This is a genomic window from Bradyrhizobium sp. BR 1433 (assembly GCF_051547665.1).
Classification (GTDB): domain Bacteria; phylum Pseudomonadota; class Alphaproteobacteria; order Rhizobiales; family Xanthobacteraceae; genus Bradyrhizobium; species Bradyrhizobium australafricanum.
This window is the reverse complement of record NZ_JBPUGG010000001.1, coordinates 6,510,097-6,522,471: the sequence shown is the minus strand read 5'-3', so window position 1 is coordinate 6,522,471 and position 12,375 is coordinate 6,510,097. Positions and strand designations below refer to the sequence as shown.

General features: G+C 64.9%; 10 protein-coding genes and 1 pseudogene. 2 read left to right on the top strand and 9 right to left on the bottom strand.

What is annotated here, in order from left to right; all coding sequences use genetic code 11:
• Positions 1–196: 196 nt before the first annotated feature.
• Both ACSKB9_RS31430 and ACSKB9_RS31425 read left to right on the top strand, forming a co-directional pair.
• On the top strand, positions 197–1,387 hold the full coding sequence (locus ACSKB9_RS31430) for a glycosyltransferase family 4 protein (protein ID WP_438080481.1): 1,191 nt from the start codon (positions 197–199) through the stop codon (positions 1,385–1,387).
• A 15-nt stretch (positions 1,388–1,402) separates the two neighbouring features.
• Complete coding sequence (locus tag ACSKB9_RS31425) at positions 1,403–2,959, top strand: glucosamine inositolphosphorylceramide transferase family protein (protein ID WP_438077970.1); 1,557 nt, start codon at positions 1,403–1,405, stop codon at positions 2,957–2,959.
• A gap of 16 nt (positions 2,960–2,975) precedes the next feature.
• Here the strand turns inward: ACSKB9_RS31425 and ACSKB9_RS31420 are convergent, their stop codons facing one another.
• The 9 genes and pseudogenes from ACSKB9_RS31420 to ACSKB9_RS31380 form a co-directional block, all read right to left on the bottom strand.
• Entirely contained in the window at positions 2,976–4,178 is a 1,203-nt protein-coding gene (locus ACSKB9_RS31420) for an ABC transporter substrate-binding protein (RefSeq protein ID WP_438077968.1), read from the bottom strand.
• A 56-nt stretch (positions 4,179–4,234) separates the two neighbouring features.
• Positions 4,235–4,936 (bottom strand): SDR family NAD(P)-dependent oxidoreductase, encoded by a 702-nt coding sequence (locus tag ACSKB9_RS31415; protein ID WP_438077966.1) that lies wholly within the window; start codon positions 4,934–4,936, stop codon positions 4,235–4,237.
• A 39-nt stretch (positions 4,937–4,975) separates the two neighbouring features.
• The gene (locus ACSKB9_RS31410; protein WP_438077964.1) at positions 4,976–5,782 is read right to left on the bottom strand and encodes a glutathione S-transferase; all 807 of its coding nucleotides are present in this window, start codon (positions 5,780–5,782) and stop codon (positions 4,976–4,978) included.
• A 27-nt stretch (positions 5,783–5,809) separates the two neighbouring features.
• Positions 5,810–6,970 carry an iron-containing alcohol dehydrogenase gene (locus tag ACSKB9_RS31405; RefSeq protein ID WP_438077962.1) on the bottom strand — a complete coding sequence of 387 codons (1,161 nt, stop codon included), beginning with the start codon at positions 6,968–6,970 and terminating at the stop codon, positions 5,810–5,812.
• A 41-nt stretch (positions 6,971–7,011) separates the two neighbouring features.
• Complete coding sequence (locus ACSKB9_RS31400) at positions 7,012–7,785, bottom strand: enoyl-CoA hydratase-related protein (protein ID WP_438077960.1); 774 nt, start codon at positions 7,783–7,785, stop codon at positions 7,012–7,014.
• Between the two features lie 12 nt (positions 7,786–7,797).
• A complete protein-coding gene (locus ACSKB9_RS31395) occupies positions 7,798–8,808 on the bottom strand; it encodes an NAD(P)H-dependent flavin oxidoreductase (protein ID WP_438077958.1) in 1,011 nt (336 codons plus the stop codon).
• Positions 8,809–8,829: 21 nt separating this feature from the next.
• Complete coding sequence (locus ACSKB9_RS31390; RefSeq protein WP_438077956.1) at positions 8,830–10,017, bottom strand: acetyl-CoA C-acyltransferase; 1,188 nt, start codon at positions 10,015–10,017, stop codon at positions 8,830–8,832.
• Between the two features lie 15 nt (positions 10,018–10,032).
• A pseudogene (locus tag ACSKB9_RS31385) lies at positions 10,033–11,162 on the bottom strand (acyl-CoA dehydrogenase family protein).
• A 20-nt stretch (positions 11,163–11,182) separates the two neighbouring features.
• Positions 11,183–12,364, bottom strand: coding sequence for an acyl-CoA dehydrogenase family protein (locus tag ACSKB9_RS31380; RefSeq protein WP_438077954.1), 1,182 nt, complete (start codon positions 12,362–12,364; stop codon positions 11,183–11,185).
• Between the last annotated feature and the right edge of the window lie 11 nt (positions 12,365–12,375).

Sequence of the window (12,375 nt, the reverse complement as noted above, 5' to 3'; positions counted from 1 at the left end):
GACGTAACCAATTAGTTAACGAGCCAGCTGTACCCTATGTGTGAAACAATGGCTCTCGATTGCTGGCAATGTCTGATCGCACTAAATGAGCAGTAACCTCAACACGCGCTACTCGATCTACCAGCGCGCTTCGCGTGATAAGTACGCGCGCAATAGCGAGGGAGACGATTTCATTCCTTCGACGGGTGAGGAAGCCGTGCTCCATTACAGGCCAAGCACAGAATTGCGCGAGGCATCGACCGCATCACGCAATCAATCGAACGAGAGCAAACCAAAGCTGCGTGTCGTCCTGGTACAGACCCAGGCCGAGAACGCCGGCGCGCAGGAGATATCGCGGCTGCTCGGCGCGGGCCTCACCGCGCGCGGCTATGACGTCGCCAACCTGTTCTTCTTCCGCAAATCGGATTCCTTCGACGAGCCGCCCAATACATTCTATTGCGCGCAGAGCCGCCCGGGAAATCCCTTGGCGCTGCTGCGGATGCTGTGGACGCTCGCCGGTCATCTCAGGACCATCAGGCCCGATGTCGTGCTGACCTTCCAGCACTTCGGCAATGTGATCGGCGGAGGCGTGTCGCGGCTCGTCTGCCGCGCTCCGGTGATCGCCAACCAGGTGTCCTCGGCGATGTCGATGAGCATGCCGGTGCGCGCCGCCGACATCTTCATGGGCTCGACCGGCTTCTTCCAGTGCATCACGCTGAATTCGCGCGACATGGAGCGTGAATACGCCCGCTACCCCGCGACCTATCGCGCGCGCATGACGCACGTCCCGCATGGCTTCGACGACAAGTCGCACAGCCTGCCGAAAGACGTCGCGCGGCAGCAGTTCAGGCTGCCGCCGGATCGCACGCTGCTCGGCTGCGCTGCAAGGCTGCATCCGCACAAGCGGCTCGATGCGGCAATTCGCCTGCTGGCCGCCGACCAATCCTGGCATCTTGCCCTCGCCGGACAAGGCGCGGACGAGGAACGGCTGCGAGCCCTGGCGAGCGAGCTGAAAGTCGCGGACCGACTGCACTTCATCGGCGAGATCCCACCGCGCCAGATGGCCGATTTCCTGGCGTGCCTCGACGTCTTCGTATTTCCGACGCAGGCCGAAACCTTCGGCCTTGCCGCTGTTGAGGCCGCGAGCGCCGGGATTCCCTGCGTCGTCAACGATCTTCCCGTGCTGCGCGAGGTGCTGTCCTACCAGGGACAGCCTGCCGCGGTGTTCGTTGACGCTGCGAACGAGGCGGAGTTTTCGACCGCCGTGTCGAAAGTCCTGACCGATCGTTTGTTGAGCGACCAGCTGCGGCAAAGTGCCGTGGGCCTGAAGTCGCGTTATTCGTTGGATGCCATGATAGAGGAATACGTCCGCATTCTCGGCAATGCCGTGGGAGTGGACGCGCACTAGGAAATTGGGCTGGACATGATTATCGAGTTTCGCTGCGATCGCGCGCAGGCGCGACTCTGGATGCGTCGCGAGACGCTGCGCGTCAGCGATCAGGATATTCCCGTTCAAATCGCCTGGACGACGACGCCGGGGCCGAGGCCAGCCGGCCTCGACATGCTGTTCGAGCTCGAACGCATCGTGCTGCGCAAGGGCAAGGCCGGCGAGGCCGACCGGCTGAAGACGATTGCGGAACGGCCGCGCATGGGCAACCCCGAAGTGGTGGTCGACTTCACCACTGCCGCGCGGGACCCGAACTGCTCCGCCAGGCTCTACCTCCGTCCACGCTTCAACGGACAGGCGGGCGAAGCCGCCGCACTGGCCGCCATTCTCGCCGGCGACCTGCCGGTGATTGAAATCGTCAACGAGCTCGACGGCACGGTCATGGACCGCGGCCATCCCTCGGCGGAAATCGCCGCCGGCCTGAGCGGCGGGCTCGAAACGGTGATGGCGCGCACCCTGTCCATGCTGCCGCCGATCCTGTCGGGGGCTCCGCGGCTGGTGCCGCAACTGGCTGTGCCGGCGGCCGGCAGCGCGCCGGGAAATCCCGCGCCCTTTGTCCTGCGCGGCGTCGCGACCTCGATCGCGAAGGAGATCTATCGTCTTTGCTGCTACGCGCCGCATTGGCATGTCGGCTGGCGCTACGCCGACAACGCGGATGTCTGGCGGACCGGTGACCTGTCGGGACCTGCCTGGAACGTGCTCGGCGATCCCGGCAATCACTTCTATGCCGATCCCGTCCCGGTGAAATGGCAGGGCAGGACCTTCGTGTTCTTCGAGGACCTCGACCACCGAACCGGCAAGGGCATCATCTCCGCGATCGAATTCGACGGCAACGGTCCGGTCGGCACGGTGCTGCCGGTGCTCGAAGAGCCGTGGCACCTGTCCTACCCGTTCCTGATCGAGAACAATGGCGAGCTGTGGATGATCCCGGAAAGCACCGCGCATCGCGATGTCCCGATCTACAAATGCGTTCGCTTTCCCGACAAGTGGGAACGGCAGGGCACGCTGCTGTCCGGGCTCGAACTCGCCGACGCGACCATCACGCAGCATGACGGCCTCTACTACATGTTCGGAGCCTGGCGCGACGGCACCGGCGGATATTCCGACACGCTGGCGATCTATTACGCCGAGCAATTGTTCGGCCCCTGGCGGCCGCATGCAAGCAATCCGATCCTGATGGATCGCGCGACGACCCGACCGGCCGGCAATTTCGTGACCATCAACGGCAAGCTGTGGCGGCCGGTGCAGGACTGCACCAACGGATACGGCGCGGCGCTTGGACTTGCAGAAGTGCTCGAACTGTCGCCGACCACCTACCGGCAGGCCGTGCGCCATCTGCTCAAACCCGGGCCGCTGTGGAGCGGACGCAAGCTGCACACGCTCAACCGCTGCGGCCGGCTCGAGGTGATCGACGGCTCGCGGGTCCAGCCGAAGACCACCGCCTTGCTGAACAGCCTGCGGTCAAGCGACCGACCAGCGCAGCGGAAGTGGCAAGGCACGCTGGCGAAGCCGATCGCGCGACGGCTCCACTAGCCTCGGTCGACCCGGTTCAGTTCAGGTCGGCACTCAGCACGCCGCCGAACTGCTCCCATGAGCTTCCGGTCCAGCGTTGCAGCTGAAGCTGCGTATAGGCCATGCTGTTGTCGGGGCCTGTGTTGATGGCGATGCCCGGCATCAGCGTCGGCAGCACGAGCCCTCTGATGTTGCGCGCCTGCTTCACGATGTTCTCGCGCGACAGGTCGTCGCCGCACTGCTTCAGCACCTGCTCCAGGATCTGGCCCTGCTGGGTGCCGAACAGATAATTGTTGTCGCCGATATCGGCGCCGGGAAGATACTTCTCGAAATGGGCGCGATACCATTTCATGCCGGGATCGTCGGCCCACTTCTTGTCGTTCGGATCCTTGGTGATGGTCGCCACGACAACGCCCACCGCCTTGTCCGCGCCCGCCGGCACGATGGTCGCGGACACCGAGCTCGACACGTAGTTGACGATGGTCAGCGGCGACCAGCCGATCTCGTTCGCCTTCTTGATCGCCTGGGCCGCGAATTTCGGCGTGCCGGCGATCAGGAACGCCTGCGCGCCCGAAGCCTTCAGCGTCACCACGCGGGATTCGATGGTCGGCTCGGTGACCTCATAGGGAGACGTCACCACTTTCCTGTCGAAATCGACCTTCAGCACCTCCTTGAACGCGGCGACGAAATCGCGGCCGAGATCGTCGTTCTGGTAGAGGATCGCGATCTTCGCATCGGGCGCCGTCTGCGTGATGTATTTGGTGTAGATCTTTCCTTCGGTGTTGTAGCTCGGCAGCCCCGTGGTGGTCAGCGGAAACTCGGTGAAGTTCGCAAACTTGGTCGCACCGCTGACGACGAACAGATGCGGCACCTTCTTCGCGGTGACGTATTTGATGGTCGCACCGATGCCGGGCGTGCCGAGCGGGCTGAACAGGAACGCCACCTCATCGCTCTCGATCAGCTTGCGGGTCTGCTCCACGGCCTTGGGCGGCGTATAGGCATCGTCATAGGTGATGAGGTTGATCTTGCGGCCGTTGATGCCGCCACGGTCGTTGACGGAACGGACATAGGCGATCAGGCCCTTGCCGGTGTTGCTGAGCGGAGACGCCGGGCCGCTGAACGGGAACGTCGCCCCGACCTTGATTTCCGATTCCGATACCCCCGGTGTTTCGGCGCGGACTGGAGCCGCGGCAAGCGCCGCGAGCATCGCAACGGACACGGCAAACGTCTTCAACAACATGAAATTCTCCCCTGAGCTTTTATGAATTGACCAACTCTTGCAACCGGCGCGCGGCGCTACCAGGCTTCGCCGAACGGCCTGATCTCGACATTGAACGACCACGCGCTGCGATCCTGATGGGCGACGTGCCAGACCTCGTCCGCGATCGCTTTCGGCTTGATGAAGAAGTCGTCCGGCCGATCCGGCCAGCGCTTGCGCGTCCACTCCAGATCGATCACGGCATCGATTACGAGATAGGCGACGTGCACGCCTTGCGGCCCCAGATCGCGCGCCATCGCCTCGGCGAGTATCCGCTGCGCTGCCTTGGTCGGCGCGAACCCCGCGAAGCCGGCCTTGCCGCGCAACGCCGAGGTGTTGCCGGTCGCGACGATGGCGCCCTTGCCGGCAGCGATCATCGCCGGGGCGAACCGCCGCGCCAGGTACAACAGTCCCATCGTGTTGACCTGGAAGTTGCGATTGAGAATCTCCGGATCGATCTCGCGGAAGGTGCCGAATGCCCCGCCGACGGCGTTATGAATGACCACGGCGGGATTACCGAGATCACGCTCCACGGCCGAGGCCACCGCCTCGACCTGCGCGGGATCGGACACGTCGCACCGATAGCCCTTTGCGCCCGGCAGCTGCTTTTCGAGTGCAGCGAGACGCGCCTCGTTCCTGGCGAGAAGAGCGACGCGATAGCCGCCCTCGGTGAATGTCCGGGCGAGCGCCGAACCGGTGCCGGGCCCAACGCCGGATATCAGACAGACAGGCGCGGTCATGCGATCAACCCTCCGCGTTGCAGCCCATGGCCTTCATGGTCAGGCGGCCGCCTTCGACAGCAGCTTCTCGACATAAGGCTTGAGATCCAGCCTGACGTGCTCATGCGCGATCAGGCGGCCAAAGTGCGCAAACATCAGCGGATACTCATCCTGCACGCCCGAATGCAGGATTTTCGCCAATCCCTGCTTGCGCAACTGCTCGGCCCGCGCGTGTTCATTCATGAACAGCGCGAGTTCGGCGGCAAAGCAGATGTCGGCAATCGAGATGCCGTTCCCGACCAGCACCTCCCGCCGTGGCGACAGCGCCTGCTCGATCCCGGAGGCGTAGATCGCGAATGCATCCTTGGCCCGCGCATGAATGGCCGCATCGACGGTGCCTCCCGAGAGCGCCAGCAGATAGATTTGCGAGTCCCGCGCGAACACCAGGCTGACATCGAGAAAACTGTCGATCCGCGACGCCTCATAGGCGTCGCGTCCGTAGAGCGGGAATGCGGCCTCGCCGAGCCGCGCCACCGCGCGCATGATGCTGTTCGATTCGAAGATCCCGACCTTGCCGTCCGCGCCGAATGCAGCCGGCACATTGCCGAACGGCTGTGCCGCCATGAACGCATCGGTCTTGAAGAGCTGCGCCCCGGTCAGTCCGACCCGCCCGGTCCGGGCCAGCGACGACAGCGAGGCGCGCTCGTGCTCCGCCAGCGGGCGGGCATCATAGTCCCACAACCAGTCGCGCAACTCCTTGCCCGAGGCTCCCCTGACCTCGATTTCGACGCCGCAAAACCGCGCCGCGATGGTCGCCTTCCAGACTCGCGGGTTCGGCAGATAGGAGAAGATGCGCAAGGCGGCCATGGTGGATTGCTCCCGTTGCAACAAGCCTCAGGCGGCGAGCTTCAGGATCTTGACGACATCGCCGGGCTCGCGGATCGGCTGCGGGTTGGCCCGCGTGAAGATCGACAGCATGGCGTTCTTGCCGATCAGCTCGAAGCGGTCTTCGCCGACGCCGACATCGGCAAGCCGCCGCGGCAGGCCGAGCTCCGCGATGAACGCCGCAAACGCCTCGCCGGCGTCGCGCCCCGGCGCGCCGAGCGCGGCGGCGATCGATTGCTGGGCTGCCTCCGTCGCCGGGCGGTTGTAGCGCAGCACGCTCGGCATCATCACCGCCGTGCAGAAATAATGCGGCACATCGCAGGTGCCGCCGAGCACATGGCCGATGGCATGACTGGCGCCCATCGGCACCCGCGACTGCAATCCGAACGCCGACAGCCAGGAGCCGAGCTGGCAGCTCAACCGCGCCGCCGCGTCGTCGGGGTGGGCCTTGGTGCGCAGCAGGCCGTCGTGCAGATAGCGCAGCCCCTGCTGGCACACCGCGTCGACCAGCACGTTGGGACGGCTGGAGCAGATCGCCTCGATGCCGTGATCCATCGCCCGCGTCCCGGAGCCGATCCAGAGCTTCTCCGGCGTATATTTCGTGATCGCGGGATCGAGGATGATGCTGCGCGGCATCATCATCGGGTGGTTGAAGATCTGCTTCAGCTTGCGGCTGGTATCGGTGACCAGCGCGCCGGAATTGTATTCGCCGCCGGACAGCGTGCTGGGGATCGCGATCATCCGGACCTTCGGCGAGCGGAATGGCCCGAAGCGCCGGTCCGGCGTGGTCTCGAAGCCGTCGAGGCCATCAGGCTCGAAGATCTCGTGCTCCATGCACATCAGCACGATCTTCGCCGCATCGACCACCGAGCCGCCGCCGATCGCGACGACGAGGTCCGCCTTGGCCTCGCTGGCCTGCCGCGCGATCTGCGTCACCACGTCCCGCGTCGTGTGCTGCGGCACGCCGTCGAAGGTCGCGGCATGACGATCGCCGAGCGCTTTGCGGATTTTCTCGATCTCGTCGGTCGTGGTGTTTAACGTCCGGCTGGCGATCAGATAGACGCGCCTGGCGTCCAGCCGCTCGGCCTCCTCGCGCAGCGCTTCGGCCGCCGGCTTGCCGTAGATCACGGATTCCATGGTCGGGTATTGATGGCTGCCGGTGACGCGCATGCTCTTCACTCCCTCGATGTGTCCGTGAGTTACGCCGCCGGTCAGGCCGACAGCTTGGTGAAATCGGGCTGCCGCCGTTCGGCGAAGGCGGCAAAGGCCTCGCGCGCCTCCGGCGTCGTCAGCCGCTCCTTGAACAGCACGCCTTCCTCGGCGATCTGCGCCGCGATCTTCTGCTGCTCGCGCATCAGCTTCTTGGTCATGCCGAGCGACCCCGCCGGCCGCCTGGTCAGCGCAATCGCCGCGTCATGCGCCCTCTTGCGCAGATCGGCTTGCGGCACCACGGCATTGGCGAGACCCGATGCCAGCGCGCCTGGCGCGTCCATCGGCTCGCCGAGCGCGAACATCGCATAGGCGCGCGCGTGTCCGATCCGAAGTGGCAACAACCAGCTCGATGCCGCCTCCGGCACCAGCGCGAGGTTGACGAACGGCGTGATCAGCCGGGCGTTCTCGGCAAGATAAACCAGGTCGCAGTGCAGCAGCATGGTGGTGCCGACGCCGACCGCATTGCCCTGCACGGCGGCGACCAGCGGCTTGCCGGCCTTGCTGATGGTCTCGATGAAGCGATGCGCAGGACTATCGACCGCGCCTTCGCCGCGCGCCTGGCTCGCGAAATCGGCCAGGTCGTTGCCGGCGGTAAAGCTGTCGCCGTCGCCCTGGAACAGGATCACGCGGACGGATGGATCCGTCTCGGCCTGCTTCAGCGCATTCGACATGGCGTCATACATGGCGCCGGTCAGCGCATTCTTCTTCTCCGGCCGCTGCAAGGTCAGCGTCATGACGCCAACGGCGATCTCAACCTTGACATGCTCGGTCATGGCACTCTCCCGTCAGGCGACCGCGCGGGCCGGCGTGGTTTCGAACTTGCCGTCGAGGAAGCCGGTCAACCGTTGCCGGATGATCGCTTCGGCCTCCGCCATGATGCGGTCGACCAGTTCCTTGACGGTCGGGATGTCGTGGATCAGGCCGACCACCATGCCGCAGCTCCAAGCACCGGCATCCATCTCGCCGTCGATCATCACCCTCGGATAGACGCCGGCGACCTGCTCGTGGATATCCTCGATCTTCAGCCTAGCGCCCTTCTCGCGCTCGATCTCGAGCAGCTCATCGACGCCCTTGTTCTTCAGCACCCGTTCGGTGTTACGCAGCGCGCGCATCACGAGACGCGTGTCGAGCTCGTCGGCGTCGAGCAGCGCCTGCTTCACATTGGGATGCACCGGTGCCTCCTTGGTCGCGATGAAGCGGGTGCCCATGTTCATGCCGGCAGCCCCCATCGACAGCGCCGCGACAAGGCTGCGCGCATCCGCCATGCCGCCCGAGGCGACGAACGGGATCTTCAATTCGTCCGCCGCGCGCGGCAGCAGGATCATGTTCGGGATGTCGTCCTCGCCGGGGTGACCGCCGCACTCGAAGCCGTCGACGCTGACCGCGTCGCAGCCGATCTTCTCGGCCTTCAGCGAATGCCGCACCGAGGTGCATTTGTGAATGACCTTGATGCCGGCCGCCTTCAGCGCGGGCATGTACTGCTCCGGGCTGCGGCCCGCGGTTTCCACCGCCTTGACGCCGCCCTCGCGGATCGCCGCGATGTATTCGGGATAGGGCGGCGCGGTGAAGCTCGGCAGGAAGGTGAGGTTCACGCCGATCGGCTTGTCCGTCATGTCGCGGCAGCGCGCGATCTCCTTCGCCAGCAGCTCCGGTGTCTTCTGCGTCAGGCCGGTGATGATGCCGAGGCCGCCGGCGTTGGACACCGCGGCCGCCATCTCGGCGAAGCCGACAAAATGCATGCCGCCCTGGATGATCGGATGCTGGATGCCGAACAGTTCAGTGATTGCTGTCTTCACAAGTCTCTCCCGCGTTTCCGCTCAGCGGACGATTTCGAACAGGCCCGCCGCGCCCATGCCGCCGCCGATGCACATGGTCACCACGCCGTATTTCGCCTTGCGCCGCCGGCCCTCGATCAAGAGGTGACCGGTGAGCCGCGCCCCGGTCATGCCGTAGGGATGGCCGATCGCGATCGAGCCGCCATTGACGTTCAGCTTGTCCGGATCGATGCCGAGCTTGTCGCGGCAATAGATCACCTGCACCGCATAGGCCTCGTTGAGCTCCCAGAGATCGATATCGTCGATCTTGAGGTTGTGCCGCTTGAGGAGCCGCGGGATCGCGGCAACCGGGCCGACGCCCATCTCGTCCGGCTCGACGCCGGCGGCGACGAAGCCGCGGAACATGCCGAGCGGCTTCAGCCCCTTCTGCGCGGCAACCTTGTCGCTCATGATCACGCAAGCCGAGGCGCCATCCGACAGTTGGCTGGCGTTGCCGGCGCTGATGGTCTTGCCCTCGAACACCGGCTTGATCTTGGCGAGTCCATCCGCCGTGGTATCCGGCCGCGGCCCCTCATCCTTGGCCAGCGTCACCTGCTGGTAGCTGACTTCCCTGGTGTCCTTGTTGACCACGGCCATTTTGGTCGTGATCGGCACGATCTCATCGTTGAAGCGGCCGCCCTGCAACGCGGCGCCGACGCGGCGCTGGCACTCGAGGCTGTACTCGTCCTGCTTATCGCGGCCGATCCCGTAGCGCTCGGCGACGACTTCCGCCGTCTCCAGCATCGACATGTACATCTCGGGCTTCATTGCCATCAGCTCGTCGTCGACGGCATGGAACCTGTTCATGTGCTCGTTCTGCACCAGGCTGATCGACTCGATGCCACCGCCGATCGCGATCTCGACGCCGTCGAGCATGACAGAGCGGGCGGCGACCGCGATCGCCTGCAGGCCGGAGGCGCATTGCCGGTCGATGGTGGTCCCGGCAACCGTGACCGGAAGCCCGGCGCGGATGGCGCCCTTGCGCGCGACATTCATCACCATGGTGCCCTGCTGCATGGCACAGCCCATCACCACGTCCTCGACCTCGCCGGGCGCGATGCCGGCGCGCTTCACCGCCTCGGCCATCACATGGCCGGCCAAAGTCGGGCCGTCGGTGTTGTTGAGCGCACCGCGATAGGCCTTGCCGACGCCAGTGCGCGCGGTGGAGACGATGACTGCATCTTGTGACATGCTTGCCTCTCTGAATCAGGCGACCGCGTCGAGCTGCGCGTAGCGCAGCACGTGATACGCGGGATCGCCGAACTGGATGTTGATGGAGGAAATCCGCTTGAAGTAATGGCCGACATTGAGCTCGTCGGTCATGCCCATGCCGCCATGCAGCTGCACCGCCTGGTCGGCGACGAACTTGCCGGCATAACCGATCTTGGATTTTGCACCGGATGCCAGCCGGAGACTCCGGCCTCATCGTCACTGAGACTGAGGCTGAGATGCTGCATCAGCGACAACGCCTCCTGATGCGCGATGAACATGTCGACCATCCGGTGCTGCAGCACCTGGAAGCTGCCGATCGTGACGCCGAACTGCTTTCGCGTCTTGGAATAGTCCAGCGTCGCCGTATTCAGCTCGCCGATCGCGCCGACCGCCTCGGCGCAGAGCGCGCCGATGGCGCGGTTACGGCAGGCTTCCAGCGCGGCGACACCCCCGCCTTCGCTGCCCAGCAATTCCGCGCGCACGCCGCGCAGGCTGATCTCGGCCGCCCTGCGGCCATCGATCGTCCTGAAGCTTTGCAGGTCGAGATTGGCGGCGCGGCGATCGACCACGAACAGGCTGACGCCGCCGCGATCGTGACGATGACCCGCGGTGCGCGCGGAGATGATCAGATAATCCGCCCATGGCGCGGCCAGCACCGCCGTCTTCTCGCCGGTGAGCACATAATCGTTGCCGTCGCGGCGCGCCGTGGCGGTGACGGTGGCGAGATCGAAGCGCGAGCCCTTCTCGGTCCAGGCCAGCGCCCAAAGTTTCGTGCCAGCGATGATGTCAGCGATGAACGCCTGCCTCTGCGCGTCGGAACCTGCCTGTTCGATCAAGCCACCCGCAACGACGATCGTCTCGACGAAGGGCTCCACGACAAGATGCCGGCCGAACTCCTGCATGATGATCATGGTCGACAGCGGCCCGCCGCCGAGCCCTCCAACCGCTTCCGAGAACGGCGCGGCGAGTAGGCCGAGCTCGGCGAATTCAGCCCATTGCCTGCGGCCAAAACCCTCCTCGCTCGCGACGATCTTGCGGCGCGCGTCGAAATCGTACTGGTCGCGCAGCAGCCGCTGGACGCTGGACCGCAACAATTCCTGCTCTTCCGTGAACTGGATATCCATCCGATCCTCGTTGCTTGTGGCTAGAGACCAAGCACCGCCTTGGCGATGATGTTGCGCTGGATCTCGTTCGATCCGCCGTAGATCGAGAGCTTGCGCGAGTTGAGGTATTTTTCCGACGCGGTGTGGCCGTAGTCCGGGCCCGGCATGAAGTGATTGGCGCTGACCGGATGCTCTCGGATCGCAAGCCCGTAATTGCCGATCGCCCGATACGTCAGCTCGGTGATATCCTGGAAGATTTCGGTGCCGCGGATCTTGAACAGCGATGCCGCCGGTCCCGGGTCGATGCCGCGCGCCATCTGGGCGACGACGCGAAGCTCGGTCGCCTCCAGCGCCAGCACGTCGAGCTCGACGCGGGCGATGTCCCTGATGAATTCCAGATGCGCCGGATCGTCTTCCGGAATCTCCGCTTTGACGATCTTCTTCAGCCGCGCGATGTAGCGCGTCGAACGGCCGATGCCGGCCATGCTGGTGCGCTCATTGCCGAGCAGGAATTTGGCGTAGGTCCAGCCCTTGTTCTCCTCGCCGATCAGGTTCTCGGCGGGGACGCGGACGTCCTCCAGGAAGACGTCGTTGACCTCGTGCGAGCCGTCGATGGTGATGATGGGGCGCACGGTGACGCCGGGTGACTTCATGTCGATCAAGAGGAACGAGATGCCGGACTGCGGCTTGGCCGTGGGATCGGTGCGCACCAGGCAGAAGATCCAGTCGGCGTGCTGCGCCAGCGTGGTCCAGGTCTTGTGGCCGTTGACGATGTAATGATCGCCGTCGCGCACCGCCTTGGTGCGGACGGTCGCGAGGTCGGAGCCGGAGCCCGGTTCCGAATAGCCCTGGCACCACCAGTCCTCGCCGGACAGGATGCGCGGCAGGAATTTCCTTTTCTGCGCGTCGTTGCCGAAGGTGTAGATGACCGGGCCGACCATGGTGACGCTGAACGCCAGCGGCGGCATCGTGCCGGCGCGCGTCGTCTCCTGCTCGAAGATGAAGCGGCGGGTGATCGACCAGCCGGGCCCGCCATATTCCTTCGGCCAGAGCGGCGCGATCCAGCCCTTGTCGTGCAGGATCCGATGCCACAGCAGCATCTGCTCCTTGGAGAGATCGGTCTCCGGATTGGCGACGCGCATCTCCGCCGGGTAGTTGTCCTTGATGAAGGCGCGTACCTCATCGCGGAACGCCGCATCTTCAGGGGATAGCGCGAGCTCCATCTGACCGGCTC